At 71.1% G+C, this 19628-nt stretch carries 17 protein-coding genes and 1 other RNA gene; 11 read left to right on the forward strand and 7 right to left on the reverse strand.

Annotated features, from left to right (window positions below):
* Positions 1-24 precede the first annotated feature (24 nt).
* The 9 genes from thiL (at position 25) to H9658_RS11850 (ending at position 12030) form a co-directional block, all read left to right on the forward strand.
* Positions 25-1002: a thiamine-phosphate kinase gene (gene thiL, locus H9658_RS11810; protein ID WP_191825480.1), complete on the forward strand. Its 978-nt coding sequence runs from the start codon at positions 25-27 to the stop codon at positions 1000-1002.
* A gap of 471 nt (positions 1003-1473) precedes the next feature.
* Positions 1474-3051 carry a CocE/NonD family hydrolase gene (locus H9658_RS11815; RefSeq protein ID WP_179568425.1) on the forward strand — a complete coding sequence of 526 codons (1578 nt, stop codon included), beginning with the start codon at positions 1474-1476 and terminating at the stop codon, positions 3049-3051.
* A gap of 179 nt (positions 3052-3230) precedes the next feature.
* Positions 3231-3959, forward strand: coding sequence for a TorF family putative porin (locus tag H9658_RS11820; RefSeq protein ID WP_191825481.1), 729 nt, complete (start codon positions 3231-3233; stop codon positions 3957-3959).
* 18 nt (positions 3960-3977) lie between these two features.
* Entirely contained in the window at positions 3978-4070 is a 93-nt protein-coding gene (locus tag H9658_RS11825; RefSeq protein WP_046977662.1) for a potassium-transporting ATPase subunit F, read from the forward strand.
* A 16-nt stretch (positions 4071-4086) separates the two neighbouring features.
* Positions 4087-5808 carry a potassium-transporting ATPase subunit KdpA gene (gene kdpA / locus H9658_RS11830; RefSeq protein WP_191825482.1) on the forward strand — a complete coding sequence of 574 codons (1722 nt, stop codon included), beginning with the start codon at positions 4087-4089 and terminating at the stop codon, positions 5806-5808.
* 10 nt (positions 5809-5818) lie between these two features.
* Positions 5819-7879, forward strand: a complete 2061-nt coding sequence (gene kdpB, locus H9658_RS11835; protein WP_191825483.1) for a potassium-transporting ATPase subunit KdpB — start codon at positions 5819-5821, stop codon at positions 7877-7879.
* A 41-nt stretch (positions 7880-7920) separates the two neighbouring features.
* On the forward strand, positions 7921-8556 hold the full coding sequence (gene kdpC, locus H9658_RS11840) for a potassium-transporting ATPase subunit KdpC (RefSeq protein ID WP_191825484.1): 636 nt from the start codon (positions 7921-7923) through the stop codon (positions 8554-8556).
* A gap of 65 nt (positions 8557-8621) precedes the next feature.
* Positions 8622-11312: a sensor histidine kinase gene (locus tag H9658_RS11845; protein WP_191825485.1), complete on the forward strand. Its 2691-nt coding sequence runs from the start codon at positions 8622-8624 to the stop codon at positions 11310-11312.
* On the forward strand, positions 11302-12030 hold the full coding sequence (locus tag H9658_RS11850; RefSeq protein ID WP_191825486.1) for a response regulator: 729 nt from the start codon (positions 11302-11304) through the stop codon (positions 12028-12030). The genes H9658_RS11845 and H9658_RS11850 overlap by 11 nt, the downstream gene beginning before the upstream one ends.
* A gap of 219 nt (positions 12031-12249) precedes the next feature.
* On the opposite strand, the gene H9658_RS11855 is transcribed toward H9658_RS11850, so the two are convergent.
* The 4 genes from H9658_RS11855 to H9658_RS11870 are packed head-to-tail and all read right to left on the reverse strand — an operon-like array spanning position 12250 to position 16264.
* Positions 12250-13635, reverse strand: a complete 1386-nt coding sequence (locus tag H9658_RS11855; RefSeq protein WP_191825487.1) for an FAD-binding oxidoreductase — start codon at positions 13633-13635, stop codon at positions 12250-12252.
* Positions 13632-14177, reverse strand: a complete 546-nt coding sequence (locus H9658_RS11860; protein WP_191825488.1) for a metal-dependent hydrolase — start codon at positions 14175-14177, stop codon at positions 13632-13634. The genes H9658_RS11855 and H9658_RS11860 overlap by 4 nt, the downstream gene beginning before the upstream one ends.
* A gap of 1 nt (position 14178) precedes the next feature.
* Positions 14179-14547, reverse strand: coding sequence for a YraN family protein (locus tag H9658_RS11865; RefSeq protein ID WP_179568407.1), 369 nt, complete (start codon positions 14545-14547; stop codon positions 14179-14181).
* A complete protein-coding gene (locus H9658_RS11870; RefSeq protein ID WP_191825489.1) occupies positions 14537-16264 on the reverse strand; it encodes a penicillin-binding protein activator in 1728 nt (575 codons plus the stop codon). Before H9658_RS11870 ends, H9658_RS11865 begins: the two co-directional genes overlap by 11 nt.
* Before the next feature lie 81 nt (positions 16265-16345).
* On the opposite strand from H9658_RS11870, the gene rsmI reads away from it, so the two are divergent.
* Positions 16346-17170, forward strand: coding sequence for a 16S rRNA (cytidine(1402)-2'-O)-methyltransferase (gene rsmI / locus H9658_RS11875; protein ID WP_179568403.1), 825 nt, complete (start codon positions 16346-16348; stop codon positions 17168-17170).
* Positions 17171-17248: 78 nt separating this feature from the next.
* Here the strand turns inward: rsmI and H9658_RS11880 are convergent, their stop codons facing one another.
* The 3 genes from H9658_RS11880 to H9658_RS11890 all read right to left on the reverse strand — a co-directional run bounded on the left by H9658_RS11880 (position 17249) and on the right by H9658_RS11890 (position 18853).
* Complete coding sequence (locus tag H9658_RS11880) at positions 17249-17419, reverse strand: hypothetical protein (protein WP_225209908.1); 171 nt, start codon at positions 17417-17419, stop codon at positions 17249-17251.
* 195 nt (positions 17420-17614) lie between these two features.
* Positions 17615-17981: RNase P RNA component class A (gene rnpB, locus H9658_RS11885), an RNA gene on the reverse strand.
* 83 nt (positions 17982-18064) lie between these two features.
* Positions 18065-18853, reverse strand: coding sequence for an NRDE family protein (locus H9658_RS11890; RefSeq protein WP_191825490.1), 789 nt, complete (start codon positions 18851-18853; stop codon positions 18065-18067).
* A 291-nt stretch (positions 18854-19144) separates the two neighbouring features.
* Here H9658_RS11890 and H9658_RS11895 point away from each other — a divergent pair, with 291 nt between their 5' ends.
* Positions 19145-19627, forward strand: a complete 483-nt coding sequence (locus H9658_RS11895) for a division/cell wall cluster transcriptional repressor MraZ (RefSeq protein WP_179568399.1) — start codon at positions 19145-19147, stop codon at positions 19625-19627.
* The last annotated feature ends 1 nt before the right edge of the window (position 19628 follow it).

A 19628-nucleotide genomic window follows, 5' to 3' on the forward strand; every position in this document is an offset into this window, starting at 1 on the left:
GAATCCCCAATCCCGGCTCCCAAAATGCCTGAATTCGATCTGATCGATCGCCTGCGTGCCCGGATCGGGACGCATGCGGACGTGCCGTTGGGCATCGGCGACGATGCGGCGCTGCTGCAGCCGCCGCCGGGCGAGCAGCTGGCGATCACCACCGATACGCTCAACGCCGGCGTGCACTTTCCGCTTGAGACCGCGCCTGCCGACATCGGCTGGAAGACGCTGGCGGTGAACCTGTCCGACCTCGCCGCGATGGGCGCGCAGCCGCGCTGGTGCACGCTGTCGCTGTCGTTGCCGCATGAGGATGCGCGCTGGATCGACGCCTTCGCCGACGGCTTCTTCGCGCTGGCCGATGCGCACGGCATCGTGCTGGCCGGCGGCGACACCACGCGCGGGCCGCTGTCGCTGTCGGTCACCGCGATCGGCAGCGTGGCGCCCGGCGCGGCGCTGCGCCGCGACGGCGCGCTGCCCGGCGACGAGATCTGGGTCAGCGGCCGTCCGGGCGAGGCTGCCGCGGCATTGGCGCTGTGGCAGGCCGGGCGCCTGGATGTGGCCCGTGCCGCCGCCGATCCCGTCCACGAGCATCTGCGCCAGCGCCTGTTGCGGCCGTCGCCGCGGGTGCAGGCCGGGCTGCGCCTGCGCGGTCTGGCGCACGCCTGCGTGGACATTTCCGACGGCCTGCTGGCCGACCTGGACCACATCTGCGCGCGCAGCGGCGTCGGCGCCGAACTGTGGCTGGCCGCGTTGCCGGTGGTCGCCGCGCCGGCGGAGGCGAGCGCCGCGCAGGTGCACGCCTGGCAACTGGGCGGCGGCGACGACTACGAGCTGTGCTTCACCGCCGCGCCGGCGCAACGCGCGGCGATCGTGCAGGCATTGCAGGCGATCGGCGAGCAGGCGACGCCGATCGGGCGCATCGTCGCCGGCGGCGGCATCGTCGTGCGCGACGCGGACGGTCAGCCGTGGCAGCCGCCGCGGTGCGGCTACGAGCATTTTTTCGCCGGTTAGCGGAAGTCCGCGAGTCGCTTCGCGCCGGACCCTCACCCCAACCCCTCTCCCGGCGGGAGAGGGGCTAGCGGCTGTTCCCTTCTCCCCTCGGGAGAAGGTGCCCCGCAGGGGCGGATGAGGGTTCGGGCGCAGCCTCGGGTCCCCAAACACCGCGAGTCGCTTCGCGCCGTACCCTCACTCCAACCCCTCTCCCGGTGGGAGAGGGGCTAAAGCACACCGCGGCCGTTCCCTTCTCCCCTCGGGAGAAGGTGCCCCGTAGGGGCGGATGAGGGTCCGGCCGAAACAGAGACGGTGGACCACAGATGGACCTACTGGGCGGCCACAAGAGCCCCCACCATACCGTGCCGCACTGCGGCGTGAAGTTGTCCGTACCGGCTGGTATGGTCGCGGCGTCCGATCCCCACGTCGCGCACCCGTAACCGTTTCTGGCAGCTGGGCCATTCCGACCCGGCGCCGTTTGGGAGGCAGTACATGCGTATGTCCGTGTCCCGCTGCATCGCCCTGTGCGCGATGCTGTTGTTCTCCGCCGCCGCGTCCGCCGGAGGTTTCAGCAAGCAGTACCAGACCATTTCCAGTTGGGACGGCACCAAGCTCGGCGCACTGGTGCTGGTGCCGCAGGGGCAGGGGACCGGGCCGTTCCCGCTGGTGGTGATGCCGGCCAGCTGGTCGCTGCCCAACCTGGAATACGTTGGCCGCGCCAGCGAGCTGGCCAGCAACGGCTACGTGGTGGTCAGCTACACCTCGCGCGGGTTCTGGGATTCGGCGGGCGTGATCGACATCGCCGGGGCGCCGACGGTGGAAGACGTCAGCACGGTGATCGACTGGGCGCTGGCCAATACCCCGGCCAACGCCAAGGCGATCGGCGTGTCCGGCATTTCCTACGGCGCCGGCACCAGCCTGCTCGCCGCCGCGCGCGATCCGCGGATCAAGGCGGTGGCCGCGCTCAGCGGCTGGGCCGACCTGCAGGCCTCGCTGTACGCGAACGCCACGGTCAGCGAACAGGGCGTCGCCCTGCTGGTGGCCTCCGGCGCGATCACCGGCCGGCCCGGGCCGGATCTGGCGCAGATCAGCGCGCGGGTCGCGGTCGGCGACTACGACGGCGCGGTGCAGGGCTTCCTGCCCAAGGCGGGCGAGCGCAGCGTGATCAACGAAGTGCAGGCGCTCAACCGCAACGGCCCTGCGGTGCTGATGGCCAATGCGTTCAACGACGGCCTGTTCCCGCCGAACCAGTACATCGACCTGTACAACCGCCTGAGCGTGCCCAAGCACCTGATGTTCAGCCAGGGCGATCACGCCACGGCCGAACTGCCGGGCGCGCTCGGCCTGCCGAACGAGGTGTACACGGAAACCACCCGCTGGTTCGACCACTACCTCAAGGGCCAGGCCAACGGCGTGGACAGTGAGCAGCCGGTGCAGCTGGCCACGCTCGACGGCACCTGGCTGCGCTACGCCGATTGGAACAGCGTGCAGGCCGGCGCGACCCGCTATGGCCTGACCCGCCCGAGCGGCCTGATCGCGACCGGTGCGCTGAGCACCGGCACCAGCACCGGTTGGAGCAAGGGCATCGCCACCGGCGTACCGACCCTGGCCGATTCGGGCGTGCTGCTGGTCAGCGGCCTGCTGCAGGGCCTGGGCCAGCCGGTCACCACCTCGATCCCGCTGGTGGACCGCAACGGCGCGGCGGTATGGAGCGGGCCGGTGTACACCAGCGCCAAGCGCCTGGCCGGCAGCCCATCGCTGCGGGTGACGGTGACCCCGAGCCAGGCCAACGTGTCGCTGTTCGCCTACCTGTACAGCATGAACGGGCTCGGCGTGGCGCAATTGCTGAGCCACGCGCCGTACTCGCTGCGCAACGCGACCCCGGGCGTGGCGACCACGATCGACCTGCCGCTGCAGGCGACCGCGGTCGATATCCCGGCCGGCAACCGCCTGGTGCTGGTGGTGGACACCACCGATCCGCGCTACACCTCGGCCAGCCGCTTCGGCGGCAGCGTCAGCTTCAGTTCGCCGGCGGCCGCGCCGTCGAGCCTGAGCGTGCCGCTGCACTGACCTGCGTTTGACGGAAAGGCCGGCGCAATGCCGGCCTTTCCCGCGTCTTGCCGTAGCCGCACGGCCGCGGAAATTACGCGGAATTTACGCGGCCGCCGGTATCGGCCGATAGCGACTTTACGGCCCCGCGCCGGAACATGACCAGGTCGGCGGAATGGTTCCGCCCTGGATCCGACGTCATGCGTTCCCCGCTTTCCTGTGCCGCCCGCCGACTCCTGTCGCGCGGCGCGCTTGCGCTTTTTCTCCTTGCCGGCAGCGCAGCGGCCAACGCCGCCAGCGTCAGCGGCAATGCCACGCTCACCAGCGACTACGTCTGGCGCGGCAGCACCCAGAGCGACGGCGATCCTGCCGTGCAGGCCGGTCTGGCGCTGGCCGCCGACAACGGCGCGTACGCGTCGCTGTGGGCCTCGTCGATCAAGTTCGACAGCACCCCGCATGCCAGCACCGAAGTCGACGGCGTGCTCGGCTGGCGCGGCCAGTGGACGCCGGACTGGGCCTGGGACGCGAACCTGACCCGCTACCAATACCCCTCGGCCGCCGCACTGAACTGGACCGAGCTGGGCGCCACCGTGACCTGGAAGCAGCGCGTGTGGGCGCAACTGGGCTGGTCCGACGATGCGCTGGCCAGCGACACCACCGGCACCTACGCGCAGCTCGGCGCGCGCTACCCGTTCAACGAGCGCTTCCGCGTCGAGGCGGCGGTGGGCCATTACTGGCTCGCCCGCAGCTACGCGGATAGCTATACGCATGGGCTGGTCAGCGCCGTGTTCACCCTGCCCGGCATTCGCCAGGGCGGACCGGGGCTGGAGCTGCGGCTGACCGCGCACGACACCGACCGCGCCGCCGAGCGGCTGTTCCCCGACATGGCCGGCACGCGGGTCGAAGCCGCGCTGCAAGCCACCTTTTGAGTCCTGAGGAGAGATGACATGCCGACCTGGCTATCGCTGATCTGCGGCGTGGCGGTGATCGTCGCCGCCGGCTACCTGTTGTACGTGATTCTGCGTCCCGAAGATTTCTGAGCCGAGTGCTACTGCCATGATCGATACATTGCTTGTCTATGCGCTCGCGCTGCTGCTGGGTTGGCCGCTGGGCCTGTACCTGGCCAAGGTGATGCGCGGTGCGCCGATGCGCGGCGACGCGCTGTTCGGCTGGATCGAACGCCCGCTGTACCGCCTGCTCGGCACCGATCCGGCGCGCGGCATGAGCTGGCGCGGCTATGCCGGCGCGTTCCTGGCCAGCAACCTGGTGCTGGGCGCGCTGGTGTTCGCCCTGTTCGTGACCCAGGCGTGGCTGCCGCTGAATCCCGATGCGGTGCCGAACATGCGCTGGGACGTGGCCCTGCACACCATGGTCTCGTTCCTGACCAACACCGACCAGCAGCACTACTCCGGCCAGGCGCAGCTGTCGTATCTGTCGCAGGCGGTGGGCGTGGTCGGTTTGCAGTTCATCACGCCGATGATGGGCCTGGCGCTGGTGGTGGCGACCTTGCGTGCGCTGTTCGGTGGGCGAGCGGCCGCCGCGAACGCTGGGACCCAGCAGGCGACGCTCAGCGTCGACGAAGCCGACGTCGGCAACTACTGGGCCGACGTGATCCGGCCGACGCTGCGATTCCTGCTGCCGCTGTGCCTGCTGTGGACCGTGCTGCTGACCCAGCAGGGCGTGCCGTCCACGCTGGCCGCCGGTCCCACCGCGACGCCGCTGGACGCCAGCGCCGGCATGGCCGCGCAGAAGATCCCGCTCGGCCCGGTCGCGGCGATGGTGGCGATCAAGCAGCTCGGCACCAACGGCGGCGGCTGGTACGGCCCGAACAGCGCGATGGCGCTGGAGAATCCGACCCCGTTCTCCAATCTGCTGGAGATGCTGGCGATCGTGCTGATCCCGGTGGCGATCGCGTTCATGGTCGGTCCGTTCACCGGGCGCCGCAAATTCACCGTGCTGGTGTTCGGCAGCATGCTGGCGATGTCGCTGGCCTCCACCGCGGTGTCGGTGTGGTCCGAAGGCCATTCGGCCAGTACCGCCAGCGTGGCACTGATGGAGGGCAAGGAAGTGCGCTTCGGTGCCGATGCCTCGGCGGCGTGGTCGTCGCTGACCACGCAGACCTCCAACGGCTCGGTCAATGCGATGCACGATTCGCTGGCGCCGCTGACCGGCGGCGTGGCCATGGTCAACATGCTGGTCAACGCGATCTGGGGCGGCATCGGCTGCGGCCTGCAGCAGTTCCTGGTGTACCTGCTGCTCAGCGTGTTCCTGGCCGGCTTGATGACCGGGCGCACGCCTGAGTTGTTCGGCCGCAAGATCGAAGCCGGCGAAGTGCGCCTGCTGGCCTTGCTGATCCTGCTGCAGCCGCTGGTGCTGCTCGGCTTCACCGCGCTGACCCTGGCCATGCCGGCGGCGATCACCGCCACCTCCAATCCCGGCTTCCATGGCATCAGTCAGGTGTTCTACGAGTACACCTCGGCGTTCGCCAACAACGGCTCCGGTTTCGAAGGCCTCGGCGACGGCATTCCGTGGTGGAACCTGACCTGCACCCTGGTGCTGATCCTGGGCCGCTATCCGGCGCTGATCGTGCCGCTGATCGTGGCCGCGCAGATGGCGCGCAAGCGCGTGGCGCCGGAAACCGGCGGCAGCCTGCAGGTGGAAACGCCGACCTTCGCGCTGACCCTGATCGCGGTCATCGCGGTCCTGACCGTTCTGCAATTCACGCCGGCACTGGTGTTGGGCCCGATCGCCGATCACCTGACGCTTGCCGCGCACTGAGACCACGACCATGAGCACCCCGCTTCCGCAAGCTTCTTCCTCCGTCCACAAGCCCGGTCTGCTCGACGGCCCCGCACTGCGTGCGGCGCTGCGCGCCAGCGTGCTGAAACTCTCGCCACGCCATCTGCTCGGCAGTCCGGTGATGGCGGTGGTGTTCGCCGGCACCTTGCTGTCGGCCCTGATCACCGTGGCCGGGCAGGGCGCGCCCGCGTTCGGCTGGGCGGTGACCGCGATCCTGCTGATCACCGTGCTGTTCGGCAATTTCGCCGAAGCGGTGGCCGAGGCGCGCGGCCGCGGCCAGGCCGCCTCGCTGCGACGCGCGCGCAAGGACCTGGTGGCGCGCCGGGTGAGCAGCGCGCAACTGGACGGCGAAACCAGCATTCCCGCCGCCGAACTGAAGCCCGGCGACCTGGTGGTGATCTCCGCCGGCGAACTGATCCCGGCCGACGGCGAGATCGTGCACGGCGTGGCCACGATCAACGAAGCGGCGGTCACCGGCGAATCGGCGCCGGTGCTGCGCGAGGCCGGCACCGACCGTTCCGGCGTGATCGGCGGCACCAAGGTGCTGTCCGACGAGATCGTGGTGAAGGTCACCGCCGAGCCCGGCCACAGCTTCCTGGACCGCATGATCGCGCTGGTCGAAGGCGCCAACCGGCAGAAGACCCCGAACGAGATCGCGCTGACCATGCTGCTGGCGGCGATGACCCTGACCTTCCTGATCGTGGTCGCGACCTTGCCGGTCATCGCCGGCTACGTCGGCGTGCGCATCGATCCGCTGCTGCTGATCGCGCTGCTGGTGTGCCTGATCCCGACCACCATCGGCGGGCTGCTGCCGGCGATCGGCATCGCCGGCATGAACCGCGCGCTGTCGGCGAACGTGCTGGCCAAGTCGGGCAAGGCGGTGGAAGTGGCCGGCGACGTCGATGTGCTGCTGCTGGACAAGACCGGCACCATCACCTACGGCGACCGCCAGGCCACCGCGTTCCATGCGCTCAGCGGCGTCGATGCGGTGCAACTGCGCGAGGCGGCGATGCTGTCCTCGCTGGCCGACCCGACCCCGGAAGGCAAGTCGATCGTGCGCCTGGCGCGCGAGCAGGGCATGCCGCCGGCCGATCCGGACGGCGCCAGCTTCGTCGCCTTCACCGCGCAGACGCGCATGTCCGGCGTCGATCTGGCCGCGCATGGGCAACAGCCGCCGCGTTCGATCCGCAAGGGCGCGGCCGATGCGGTGATCCGCCACGTCACCGCGCTGGGCGGGCTGGTGCCGGCGGAACTGAAGGGCCGCGTGGAGCAGGTCGCGCGCAGCGGCGCCACGCCGCTGGTGGTGGCCGAGGGCCGACACGTGCTCGGCGTGGTCGAGCTGTCGGACGTGGTCAAGCATGGCGTGCGCGAGAAGTTCGCACGGCTGCGCGCGATGGGGGTGAAGACGGTGATGATCACCGGCGACAACCCGCTCACCGCCGCGGCGATCGCCGCCGAGGCCGGCGTCGACGACTACATCGCCGAGGCCACGCCGGAAGACAAGCTCGCGCGCATTCGCGCCGAGCAGGCCGGCGGCCGGCTGGTGGCGATGGTCGGCGACGGCACCAACGATGCGCCGGCACTCGCGCAGGCCGACGTCGGCCTGGCGATGAACTCGGGCACGCAGGCGGCCAAGGAAGCCGGCAACATGGTCGACCTGGATTCGGATCCGGCCAAGCTGCTGGCGGTGGTGGAAGTGGGCAAGCAGCAGCTGATCACCCGCGGCGCGCTGACCACGTTCTCGCTGGCCAACGACGTGTCCAAGTACTTCGCGATCCTGCCGGCTCTGTTCGCCGCCTCGATCCCGCAGATGGCGGCGCTGAACGTGATGCGCCTGTCCAGCCCGGTGCATGCGGTGCTGGCCGCGTTGATCTTCAACGCGCTGGTGATCCCGGCGCTGATCCCGCTGGCGTTGCGCGGCGTGCGCTTCACCCCGGCCACGGCGACCTCGCTGCTGCGCCGGAACATGCTGATCTACGGCGTCGGCGGCGTGCTGCTGCCGTTCGTCGGGATCAAGCTCATCGACCTGCTGCTGGTGGCGCTGGGCTGAACCCGGCGCCGATCTTCCGCTTCCTTTCCGGACCTCCCGCGATGAACGTTTCCCCGGTTTCCTCTTCCTACCGCGAACCGCTGCGCTGGCGCGCGGCGCTGCTGCTGCCGCTGCTGGTGCTGGGCGCCGCCGCGCTGTACTCGCTGCTGTCCACCCTGCTCGCCGGCGCGCTGTTCCCGGCGCAGGCCAACGGCAGCCTGCTGCAACGCGATGGCCGCGTGTTCGGTTCGGCGCTGGTCGCGCAGCCGTTCGCCGCGCCCGGCTATTTCCAGCCGCGTCCGTCGGCGGCCAAGTTCGACCCGATGGCCGCGGCCGGCAGCAACCAGGCGCGCAGCAATCCGGAGCTGCAGCAGCGCATCGCCGACGCGCGCGCCAGCGTGGCCGCGCGCGACGGCGTCGCCCCGGCGCAGGTGGCGGACGACCTGCTGACCCAGTCCGGCAGCGGCATGGACCCGGACATCAGCGTGGCCGCGGCGCAGCAGCAGGTCGCGCGCGTGGCCAAGGCGCGCGACCTGCCGGTGGCGACCGTCGCCGCGCTGGTCGCCGCACAGGCGCAGCCGCGCCAGTTCGGCGTGCTCGGTCAGCCGCGGGTGAATGTGCTGGCGCTGAATCTGGCATTGGATGGAGCCGGGAACGGGGAGGCGGGAATCAAGAATGGAGAAAAGCAAAAGCAGTAGTCCCGGCGGCCCAAGGCTGTAGGCTCTGCGAATCCCGACTCACGATCCCCAATCCCGGCGCTCACATGTCCGATTCACGAACCCAGCAGGCCGACGCCTTGATCGGCGCACTCCAGCGCGAACGCGGTGGACGGCTGACCGTGTTTCTGGGTGCGGCGCCCGGCGTCGGCAAGACCTACGCGATGCTGTCGCGCGCGCGCCAGCTGCAGCAGCAGGGCAGCGAGGTGGTGGTCGGCGTGGTCGAGACCCATGGCCGCGCCGAAACCGCGGCATTGCTGGACGGGCTGGCCGTGCAGCCGCGGCAGCGCGTGGAGTACCGCGGCCGCACCCTCGAGGAAATGGACCTGGACGCGCTGCTGGCGCGGCGCCCGCCGCTGGTGCTGGTCGACGAACTGGCCCACCGCAACGCGCCCGGCAGCCGCCACGAGCGGCGCTGGCAGGACGTGCAGGAGCTGCTCGACGCCGGCATCGACGTCTACAGCACGGTCAACATCCAGCACCTGGAAAGCCTCAACGACGTGGTCCACCGCATCACCGGCATCCGCGTCGGCGAGACCGTGCCCGATGCGATCTTCGACCGGCTGCGCGACATCGTGCTGGTCGACCTGCCGCCGCGCGAACTGATCGAACGCCTGCAGCAGGGCAAGGTGTATCTGCCCGAGCAGGCGGGACAGGCGCTGCAGGCGTTCTTCTCGCCGTCGAACCTGGCCGCGCTGCGCGAACTGGCGATGCAGACCGCGGCCGACCGCGTCGACAACGATCTGCGCGACGAGCACGCCGCGCAGGGCCGGCCCGGCGTGGCGTTGCGGCGGCGGGTGCTGGTGGCGATCGACGGGCGCGGCCAGTCCGACTATCTGGTGCGGGTGGCGCGGCGCCTGGCCGAGCGCCGCGGCGCGCCGTGGAGCGTGGTCACCGTGCAGACCCAGGCGCAGCCGGAGGAAGCCTGGCAACTGGAAGTCGATCGCGCCTTCGCGCTGGCGCGGCGGCTCGGCGGCGACGCCGCGCTGCTGCACGGCGCCAGCGTGGCCGATGCATTGCTCGACCACGCCGCGCACAACGGCGTGTCCACGTTGCTGCTCGGCCGCACCCGCGAACGGCCGCTGGCGCGGATGATCAACCGCACGCTCACCCAGCAACTGCTGCAGCGCGGCGCGCACTACGAACTGGTCATCATCAGCTCGCCGGAGGCGCGCGCACGCGCGCGGCGGCGCTGGCGCAGTCCCGGCCACTGGCTGTCGCGCGACGACCTGGCGTTCGCCACCGTCGCGTCGCTGCTGGCGGTGGCGGTGGCCTGGATCGCCGAACGCTGGGTCGGCATCGACGACCTGTCGATGGTGTTCATCGTCGCGGTGGTGATGGTCGCGGCGAAGACGCGCATGGCCGCGGCGGTGCTGTCGGCGCTGCTGAGCTTCTTCGCCTACAACTTCTTCTTCATCGAACCGCGCTACACGCTGCACATCGGCGCGCGCCAGGGCGTGGTCACGGTGCTGCTGTTCCTGGTCGCGGCGCTGGTCGCCGGGCGGCTGGCATCGCGGCTGCGCATGCAGGTGCTGGCGCTGCGCGCGGCCAACGCGCAGACCACCGCACTGCAGCGGCTGGGTCGCGAACTGACCAGCGCCGCCGACCTGGGCCAGGTGCTGGAGGCCGGGCGCCGCGCGCTGGCGGCAACGCTCGAGGCCGAGGCCTGGGTGCGGCTGCAGCCGCTGGAAGCGGCGCACGCCGCGGCGCAGGACGGCGCGCACGACTACGCGGCGTCGATGGCTGCGGTGGACCGCAGCGCCGCCGACTGGGCGCAGCGCCACGGCCAGGCTACCGGCCGCTTCACCGACACCCTGGCCGGCGCCAGTTGGTGGTTCCTGCCGGTGCGCCACGAGCGCGGCGCGATCGGCGTGGTCGGGCTGAAATTCGCCGCCGGCGTGCAGCGTCCCGGGCTGGAGCAGCAGCGCCTGGCCGAAGCCATGGTCGAGGACATCGGCCAGGCCGCACTGCGCACGCGGCTGGTCGCCGACCTGGAAAGCGCGCGGGTCAGCGGCGAGACCGAACGCCTGCGCTCGGCGCTGCTGTCGTCGGTGTCGCACGACCTGCGCTCGCCGCTGGCGGCGATGATCGGCGCGGCCAGCAGCCTGTCCAGCTACGGCCAGGCGATGGACGCCGACGACCGCCGCAGCCTGCTGGAGACGATCCAGCTGGAAGGCGAGCGCCTGGACCGCTACATCCAGAACCTGCTCGACATGACCCGGCTCGGCCACACCGGGCTGACCTTGAACCGCGACTGGATCGATGTGGACGAACTGATCGGCTCGGCCGCGCGGCGGCTGCAGCGCTACCAGCCGCAGGTGCGGCTGGACATCGCCCTGGCCGCCGAGCTGCCGACGCTGTGGGTGCATCCGGCGCTGGTCGAACAGGCGATCTTCAACGTGCTGGAGAACGCGGCGAAATTTTCGCCGGAGGGCGAGGCGATCCGGGTCGCCGCGGCGATGGTCGACGGGCGCCTGCGCATCGACATCGGCGACCGCGGCCCGGGCATTCCCGAGGACGAGCGCGCGCGCATCTTCGACATGTTCTACAGCGTCGAACGCGGCGACCGCGGCCGCCACGGCACCGGCCTGGGCCTGACCATCTGCCAGGGCATGATCGGCGCGCACGGCGGCAGTGTCGAGGCGCTGCCCGGCGCCGATGGCTGCGGCACCACGATCCGCATTACTCTGCCGTTGATCGAACCCGCCGCCCCGCCGCCCCGCCCCGATGCCGACTGAGTCCCACGCCGATCCGATTCCGCCGCCGCGCGTGCTGGTCATCGACGACGAGCCGCAGATCCGGCGTTTCCTGGACATCAGCCTGCGCGCGCAGGGTTACCGCGTGCTGCAGGCGGCCAGCGGCGGCGACGGCCTGGCGCAACTGGCCGCGCACGGCGCCGAACTGGTGGTGCTCGACGTGGGCCTGCCCGACCAGGACGGGCACAGCGTGCTGCGCGAACTGCGGCAGTGGTCCGCGGTGCCGGTGATCATGCTCACCGTGCGCGCCGGCGAAGCGGAGAAAGTGCAGGCGCTGGACGCCGGCGCCAACGACTACGTGACCAAGCCGTTCGGCGTGCAGGAACTGATGGCGCGCATCCGCGTGCTGCTGCGCATGCAGCCGGCCGCCGGCGAGGCCGAGCCGGTGTTCGACGACGGCCACCTGCACATCCACCTGGGCCTGCGCGAGGTGCGCCTGGACGGCGAGCCGCTGCCGCTGAGCCGCAAGGAATACGCGCTGCTCGCGCTGCTGCTGCGGCACAGCGGGCGCGTGCTCACCCAGCCGCAACTGCTGCGCGAAGTGTGGGGGCCGACCCACCAGGAGGACACCCACTACCTGCGCATCCTGGTCGGCAAACTGCGGCAGAAACTCGGCGACAGCGCGGTGGCGCCGCGCTACATCGCCACCGAGCCGGGCGTGGGCCTGCGCTTCATCGGGATGAGCGAGCGCAGCGGCTGAGACGCGCGGTTAATCGGAGCCGGTTCTGCAAGACGGTCGATAACCCGGCCCGGTGCACTGTAGGAGGGGCTTCAGCCCCGACAGATTCCCAGGTCGTCAGCTTTTTCCACTTCGTTCGTCGCGGCTGAAGCCGCTCCTACAAAAAAAACGGTCGCCGGTCGCCTGCGCGCGGTATCGGGCCGATTCTTGCGAGTCCCGAGTCCCGAGTCCCGAGTCCCGCTATCTGTCCGGCAACACCTTCCCCGGATTGAGGATGCCGTCCGGGTCCAGCGCGCGCTTCACCGCGCGCATCGCGTCCAGCGTGGCCGCGTCGAAGGCCTGCGCCATGTAGTCGCGCTTGGCCACGCCGATGCCGTGCTCGCCCGACAGCGTGCCTTCCAGCGCCAGCACCAGCGCGAACAGGCGCGGCAGCGCGGCGTGCGCACGCGCGGTCTCGGCGGCGTCGTCGGGCGCGTACATGATGTTGACGTGCAGGTTGCCGTTGCCGGCGTGGCCGAAGGCGACGATCGGCAGCTCGAATTCCGCCGCCAGTGCCTCGACTCCTGCGACCAGCTCGGGAATGCGCGACACCGGCACCACCACGTCTTCGTTGATCTTGCCTGGCTTGATCGTGCGCAGCGCCGGCGACAGCGCGCGGCGCGCCGCCCACAGCCGGTCGCGCGCGGCGCCGTCGGTGGCCACGTCCAGCGACAGCAGGCCGTCGCCTTCGGCGGCCGCGCCCAGCGCCTGCAGCGCGTAGGGCAGGGTGTCGTGGTCGCCGTCGGCCTCGATCAACAGCATCGCGCCGGCCTCGGGCACGTCGCTGCCGTTGCGGCGCAGCAGCGCGATCGCGCTGCGGTCCATGAATTCCAGCATCGCCGGCGTGGTCGGCTGCGCCATCAGTCGCGACACCGCCGCCGCGGCGCTGCCGGCATCGCGGTAGAACGCGCGCAGCCCGGCCTGCGCCAGCGGCCGCGGCGACAGTTTCAGGGTGGCCTCCACGATCAGCGCCAGGGTGCCTTCGCTGCCGACCAGCAGGTGGCTCAGGTCGTAGCCGGTGGCGTCCTTGGTGTAGGCGCCGCCACAGCGGATCAGTTCGCCGGCGCCGGTCACCGCGACCACGCCGAGCACGTTGTCGCGGGTGGCGCCGTACTTCACCGCACGCGGGCCGCCGGCGTTGGTCGACAGGTTGCCGCCGATGCTGCAGATCTCGGCGCTGGACGGGTCCGGCGGCCAGAACAGGCCGTGCGGCGCCAGCGCCTGTTGCAGGTCGCCGTTGAGCACGCCCGGCTCGACCACCGCGCAGCGGTCCTGCGGGCGCAGCTGCACGATGCGGTTCATGCGCGCGAACGACAGCACCACACCGCCGTCGAACGGCACCGCGGCGCCGGCGGTGCCGGTGCCGGCGCCGCGCGCGACGATCGGCACGCGGTGTTCGCGGCAGGCACGCACGATCGCCTGCACCTGGTCGCGGGTCTGCGGCAGCGCCACCGCGTCGGCCAGCGCCCAGCGCCGCGAATCGTCCTCGCCGTAGCTGCGGCGGCTGGCGTCGTCGGTGCGCCAGCCGTCGGCGCCGAGCAGCGCGGCGAGGGTGTCGGTCAGGGCGGCAGGCAGCGGCGTGGTCATGGCTGGGATCGCGAAGCGGAAGAGGGCGGCAGCTGCAGCAGTTTCCAGGTGCCGACCGTCACTGCCAGCGGCAGCCACACCCAGCGCAACTCGGACAACAGCGTGGCCATGCCGCGCGCGCCGAAGAAGCCGTTGGCGAACGGCGAGACGCGGATCGGCCGCCACGGCGCGAACCAGCGCTGCTCGCTCCACGGCCAGGCCAGGGCGACGCCGAGGCCGCCGGAGGTCAGCGCATCGAGCAGCGGGTGCGAGAGCGTGCAGACGAATATCCAGGTCGCCGCCTGCAGCGCGCCGGCACGCAGCGGTCGGTGCAGCAGGGCACCCAACACGCCCAGCGCCGCGGCGAACAGCAGCGAATGGCTGGCGCCGCGATGGCCGAACGTATCGGCGTAGGGAATGTGCAGGGCGAACGCGACCACGTCCAGATCGGGCAGCATCGATGCGCCGATGCCGGCGCCGAGCAGGCGCGCGGAAATGCGTCCGCGATCGGCGGCGGCCCACAGCGCCAGCGGGATCGCGGCGTGGGTGAAGATGCTGGGCACGTCAGCAGTCGTCGGCGCGAAACGCGTCGCGCAGCCAGGTCAGCCGCGGCGGTTCGCCTTCGGCCTCGACCACGTCGAAGCGGCACGGCCAGTCCGCGTAGTGCGGATGCGCGGCCAGGAACAACTGCGCCGCCAACACCAGCCGGCGGCGCTTGCGCAGGTCGACCGAGGCGGCGCCGCCACCGAACGCGTCGTTGCGCCGGTAGCGCACCTCGACGAACACCAGGCACTGCGCCTGCTGCATCACCAGATCCAGTTCGCCACCGCGATAGCGCACGTTCGCGGCGATCAGTTGCAGGCCGGCGCGCTCCAGTTCGGCGCGCGCCGCCGCTTCCACATCGTTGCCGCGCTGCCGGCGGTCAACGCCCATCGGGCAGCGGCGTCGCGCGCCCGCCGCTGAAGGTGGACCAGGCCGGGGTGCGCAGGATGTTGCCGAAGCCGTCCAGGTGCAGCACGCCGGTGGCGCCGCGCAGATTGGCCTCGGCGCCGGTGGCGAGCTTCTCCAGGTAGGCGCTGATCTGCCAGGCGTCGTAGCCGAACGCGAACAGGCGCGCGGCCGGGCCGCGCGCGGTCGGCAGCGTCTCGGCCACGCTGGTCGCCGCCGGCAGGCCGCCGACGCCGCGCACGCTCCACAGTTCGCTCGGGTAGGCGATGCCATCCAGCACCAGGTCGTCCTCCGGCTTGCCGGTGCCGAGCACCAGCTGCGAGGTCGCCACCCTGCTCTTGCCGGCGAAACCGGCCAGCGCCAGCTGCGGCGCCAGCGCGCGCGCGGTGCTGCCCTTCACCGCCAGGAACACCGCGTCGGCGGCACCGGCGTTGCGCAGCTGCGCGCCGACATCGCCCGGCACCTCGGCCACGCTGACGCTGGCGGCGACCTTGCCGCCGCGCTCGCTGAAGCGCTCGCGGAACGCGGCCACCGCGCGGCGGCCGTTGTCGTCGTTGCTGCCGATCACCAGCGCGTTGCGGCGCTCGTGCGCCAGCAGGTATTCGGCGGCGGCGATGCCGTCGTCTTCCGGCGCCAGCGAGAAGCCGGCGCTGCCGGCGGGCGGGGCGCCGGTGCCGCGGTTCAGCGCCAGCAACGGCACCGGCAGCGCGTCGCGCGCGAACAGCGCCGTGACCTCGTCGCGGCCGAGCGGGCCGACCACGAAGTCGGCGCCGCCATCGATCGCCTTCTGGTAGGCGGCCAGCGCGCCGGCGGGGGTGCCGGTGGTGTCGATGAAGTTGATCTCCGGGCGGCGCCGGGTCTCGCCGTAGTAGCCGGCGAGCAGGCCGTCGCGCACCGGCGCGGCCGCGGTCGCCAGGGTGCCGCTCAGCGGCAGCAGCACCGCCAGCTTGGCCGGCGGGCGGTAGCCGTCGCGCTCGGCCGGCGGCCGCTTGCTGGTGTCGAAGCCCCACTGCTCGCCGCGGTCGAACGGCCGCGGCAGCGCCAGGCCGCGGCTGATCAGCGCGCGCCCGGCGAAGTTGTACAGCGGATCGCCGGCCGGCAGCGCGGCGGCGCGCGCCTGCAGCGTGGCGTCGTTCAACGCCGCCAGCTGGCGCACGATGGCGCGCTGGTTGTCGCTGCGCGCCTGGCCGGTCAGGCCGATATCGGCGCGGGCGCGTTCGTCCAGCGCCGCGGTGGCGTCGCCGGTGCCTTCCAGCGCCTGCGCGCGGGCCAGGTGCCAGCGCGCGCGCAGGTTCTGCGGCACCGCCTGCGGATCGCTGCCCAGCGCCTGCAGCGCCTGCGCCGGCTGGCGGTCGACCAGGGCCAGTTCGGCGTTGACCAGAGCCAGCCGGACCTTGCTCAGGCCCGATAGCTGGCGCGGCTGCACCTGCGCGGCCAGGCTGCGCGCGCGGGCGACGTCGCCGCCCTCGTACCAGGCGAAGGCGGCATCGGCCAGCAGCTGGTTGCGCTCGCTGCCGGTGGCCGTGGCGGCCTGCGCCTCGAGCTGCTGCGCCGCTTCCCGCGGCTTGCCCTGGTCGAGCAGCGCCAGCGCCGCGGATTGGGCCGGCGAGGACGCGCTCTGCGTCACGCTGGTGGTGGCGCAGCCGGCGAACAGCAGCGCCAGCAGCGACAGGGCGGAAATCCTTGCGAATCGCTTGTTCATTTCTGGTCCATTCGGCAGGGCACGCCGGGGCGTGCCGGGGAAAACCGCTACGATTCTACCCTTGACCATGGAAAGCCGTAGATGAGCGCCCAGCCCGGAACCCTGCATGTCGTCGCCACGCCGATCGGCAATCTCGCCGACCTGACGCCGCGCGCGCAGGAGGTGCTGCGCGCGGTCGCCGCGATCTGCGCCGAGGACACCCGCCGCAGCGGCCAGCTGCTGGCGCATTTCGGCATCGACAAGCCGCTGGTCGCGCTGCACGAGCACAACGAGGACGCGCTGGCGCAGCGCATCGTCGCGCGCCTGCTCGGCGGCGAGTCGCTGGCCCTGGTCAGCGATGCCGGCACCCCGCTGGTCAGCGATCCCGGCTACCGGCTGGTGCGCGCGGCGCGCGAGGCCGGGGTGCGGGTCAGCCCGGTGCCCGGCGCCTGCGCGGCGATCGCCGCGCTCAGCGTGGCCGGCCTGCCCAGCGACCGTTTCAGCTTCGAGGGCTTCCTGCCGGCCAAGGCCTCCGGCCGCCGCGAGCGCCTGGCGCGCCTGGCCGGCGAGCCGCGCACCCTGGTGTTCTACGAATCGGCGCACCGCATCGTCGAATCCCTGGCCGACTGCCGTGCCGCGTTCGGCGACGCGCGGCCGGCGGTGCTGGCGCGCGAGCTGACCAAGCTGTTCGAGACCGTGCTCGACGGCAGCCTGGCCGAGCTGCAGGCGCAGGTGGAAGCCGACGACAATCAGCGCAAGGGCGAGTTCGTGCTGATCGTGCAGGGCGCCGGCGACGATGCCGACGCGCAACTGGCCGAGGGTCGCCGCGTCTACGCCACGCTCAGCGCGCACCTGCCGCCGTCCACCGCCGCCAAGCTGGCCGCGGAGATCACCGGGGCGCCGCGCAAGGCGTTGTATGGGGGATGAGGCGGCTGTAAACCGAGCCGGTGCCGACTGGCCTGCAACAGGCGATCGCAAACCTGCCGTTCCCAGGCGAATGCGCTGTCAGGCGACTGCCGGGAATCGGAACCCTGCCTGTTCGGCTTCCCATCCCAGCATCGCCAACCCGATGCTCCTGGGGACGGGCTTCTCGCCGCTGCGGTAGTAGGCCAGCATGCGCCGGCTCACACCCAATGCCGCGGCGGCCGAATCCAGCGTCAGGTCGTGGCGATGCATCCAGGCGACGATCTGCTGGTGCGAGTAGTCGCCGGCCTGCTCGATGGCGAGTGCTCGCAGGTTGTCGCTGGCGAGCGCCAGGTCATCAATGAGATGCCCTGGGCGTGTGCGTCAGTCTGAAAGATGTTTCGGCACAGGGGCTAAAGCCTCCGGACCCGGGAGTCTGGCCCGGAGTCTGGAGATTTTTTGAGAAAGTGGCGGAGCCGGCCGATAAGCCGGGTTCTGTCGTGGACAGTCATTCTTCTAGGCGCCGCGTCACCGCGGCGCTCGAGCAACCTACCCGGACCCGACGCGGGCAGCGCCATGAGGTCCCTATTTGGTCTTGCTCCAGGTGGGGTTTGCCGTACCGGTCCGTTACCGGACTCGCGGTGCGCTCTTACCGCACCATTTCACCCTTACCGGCCTGCTTGCGCAGACTTAGGCGGTATCTTTCTGTTGCACTGATCCGTCGGCTCGCGCCGCCCAGGCGTTACCTGGCACCTTGCCCTATGGAGCCCGGACTTTCCTCGGCACCCCACTGCACCGAAATGCACCGGGATGACGCGACTGTCTGGCCGACTCCGCCGTGGGCATTGTCGCATGTGCGGCGCCACTGCGCCGCGCGGAATCGGATGTCCGGAAAAGCGAATGGCCGCAACGCAACTCTTACCGGGCCCCGAGTCCCGAGTCCCCGGTCCCGAGCCCCTCCAGCCGCTTCTCCCCCAGGAACACCCCATCGGCGCCGAAGCGGCGCTCGTGGATCCAGCCGTATCCGTCGCCGTCCACCGCAACGATGGTGCTGGCGCGGGTGCCGTAGTCGTGGCCGCGGATGAAGGCCGGCGACAGGCGCCGCTCCAGTTCCAGGCCCACGCCGGTGTCGGGCAACTGCGCGTCGGCGGCGATTGTCTCGTCGGCCAGCGCGCGCCACAGCGGGGACAGGTCCTCGTCGCCGGCGGCGATCCACCCCGCCAGGACCTCGCACAGGCGCACCGTCTTCGGCCATGGCGCGTCCAGCGCGCCATTGGACATGCCGTGGATGCCGGGCGCCAGGCGCTGCCGGGCAGGCGGGTGGTTGCCCAGGTATTGCGCGCCTTCGGCGTCGGCCAGCAGCAGGTTGAACGGCGGGTAGGCGTCGGCGCGCAGCGCCAGGGCGTCGGCGAAGGCGCCCGCCGGCGCGGCGCCGGCCAGGTAGTCGGCGACCAGGGCGCCGCGCGAAGCGCCGGACATCGACGCCAGCGGGTCGCGCACGTTGGTGACCACGGTGCAGCGGCCGGCGTCGTCCAGGCCCACCCAGCTGCCGCCGGAACGCAGGTCGCGCCCGGCCAGCACGCGCTGCGCCGGCGCCGCCCAGCGCTGCAGCGGCGCGGTCGGGCGGGCGTGGAATTCGTCGCGGTTGCCGACCAGCAGCAGGCGCCAGCGCGGGTGCGATTCGAGGGCGAGGGCGACCAGGCACATAGGCCGCCGATTGTGCGGTTTTGCGCAGCGGCAGGCGAGCCGGTCGGTCGTGGCCGCGGCAGCTGGCCGCTGTCTTAACGCCTTGTGCACAGGGCTGAATTTCCGCTCAATCTCAAAATATGAGACGAAACAGCAACTTGTGGATAAGCTTTGAACAAGTCTCTAAAGAATGGCGCAAGCCATTGATGTGGCTAGCGATTTATCGCTCGCAAAGTTGTTGACAACCTTTCGCGCGCTGCTAAGGTGGGCACTCGAGGGAAAACCGGGTTTTTTGTGGTTTTTCGTGGTTCAATGACCGTCCAGGCGGATTTGAAAGGTGTAGGCGTCGTGTTTCAGGGCGAGACCGCAATCACAGTGGACGACAAGGGGCGTATGGCGGTTCCCACCGCGTACCGCGACCTCGTCGTGCGTGCGAGCGGCAATCGGCTGGTGCTGACCTACAACCCGTTCGAGGCCGGATGCCTGTGGCTGTACGCGGAGAAGGAATGGGAGCGGGTCCGTGACGACGTCATGGCCAAGCCCAATACCCAGCGCGTGGTGCGGGTCCTGCAGCAGAAGCTGGTCGGTTCCTCGGCCGCGCTGGAGCTGGACGCCAACAGCCGCATCACCATCCCGCCGAGCCACCGCGCTGCGGTGGGCATCGAAAAGCGCGCCGTGCTGTTGGGCATGGGCGACAAGTTCGAACTATGGAGCGAGCAGGCTCATCGCGCACTGATCCAGCAGACATTGTCTGACGAGGATCTGGGCGATGGATTGCTCGATCTGAAGTTGTGAG

It is taken from the genome of Xanthomonas bonasiae, from assembly GCF_014836395.1.
In the GTDB taxonomy this organism is placed as follows: Bacteria; Pseudomonadota; Gammaproteobacteria; order Xanthomonadales; family Xanthomonadaceae; genus Xanthomonas_A; species Xanthomonas_A bonasiae.

Excerpts from the sequence above, each read along its gene's own strand:
- thiL (WP_191825480.1), top strand. The coding sequence starts at position 25 with ATGCCTGAATTCGATCTGATCGATCGCCTGCGTGCCCGGATCGGGACG.
- H9658_RS11815 (WP_179568425.1), top strand. The coding sequence starts at position 1,474 with ATGCGTATGTCCGTGTCCCGCTGCATCGCCCTGTGCGCGATGCTGTTG.
- H9658_RS11820 (WP_191825481.1), top strand. The coding sequence starts at position 3,231 with ATGCGTTCCCCGCTTTCCTGTGCCGCCCGCCGACTCCTGTCGCGCGGC.
- H9658_RS11825 (WP_046977662.1), top strand. The coding sequence starts at position 3,978 with ATGCCGACCTGGCTATCGCTGATCTGCGGCGTGGCGGTGATCGTCGCC.
- kdpA (WP_191825482.1), top strand. The coding sequence starts at position 4,087 with ATGATCGATACATTGCTTGTCTATGCGCTCGCGCTGCTGCTGGGTTGG.
- kdpB (WP_191825483.1), top strand. The coding sequence starts at position 5,819 with ATGAGCACCCCGCTTCCGCAAGCTTCTTCCTCCGTCCACAAGCCCGGT.
- kdpC (WP_191825484.1), top strand. The coding sequence starts at position 7,921 with ATGAACGTTTCCCCGGTTTCCTCTTCCTACCGCGAACCGCTGCGCTGG.
- H9658_RS11845 (WP_191825485.1), top strand. The coding sequence starts at position 8,622 with ATGTCCGATTCACGAACCCAGCAGGCCGACGCCTTGATCGGCGCACTC.
- H9658_RS11850 (WP_191825486.1), top strand. The coding sequence starts at position 11,302 with ATGCCGACTGAGTCCCACGCCGATCCGATTCCGCCGCCGCGCGTGCTG.
- H9658_RS11855 (WP_191825487.1), bottom strand. The coding sequence starts at position 13,635 with ATGACCACGCCGCTGCCTGCCGCCCTGACCGACACCCTCGCCGCGCTG.
- H9658_RS11865 (WP_179568407.1), bottom strand. The coding sequence starts at position 14,547 with ATGGGCGTTGACCGCCGGCAGCGCGGCAACGATGTGGAAGCGGCGGCG.
- H9658_RS11870 (WP_191825489.1), bottom strand. The coding sequence starts at position 16,264 with ATGAACAAGCGATTCGCAAGGATTTCCGCCCTGTCGCTGCTGGCGCTG.
- rsmI (WP_179568403.1), top strand. The coding sequence starts at position 16,346 with ATGAGCGCCCAGCCCGGAACCCTGCATGTCGTCGCCACGCCGATCGGC.
- H9658_RS11880 (WP_225209908.1), bottom strand. The coding sequence starts at position 17,419 with ATGCATCGCCACGACCTGACGCTGGATTCGGCCGCCGCGGCATTGGGT.
- H9658_RS11890 (WP_191825490.1), bottom strand. The coding sequence starts at position 18,853 with ATGTGCCTGGTCGCCCTCGCCCTCGAATCGCACCCGCGCTGGCGCCTG.
- H9658_RS11895 (WP_179568399.1), top strand. The coding sequence starts at position 19,145 with ATGACCGTCCAGGCGGATTTGAAAGGTGTAGGCGTCGTGTTTCAGGGC.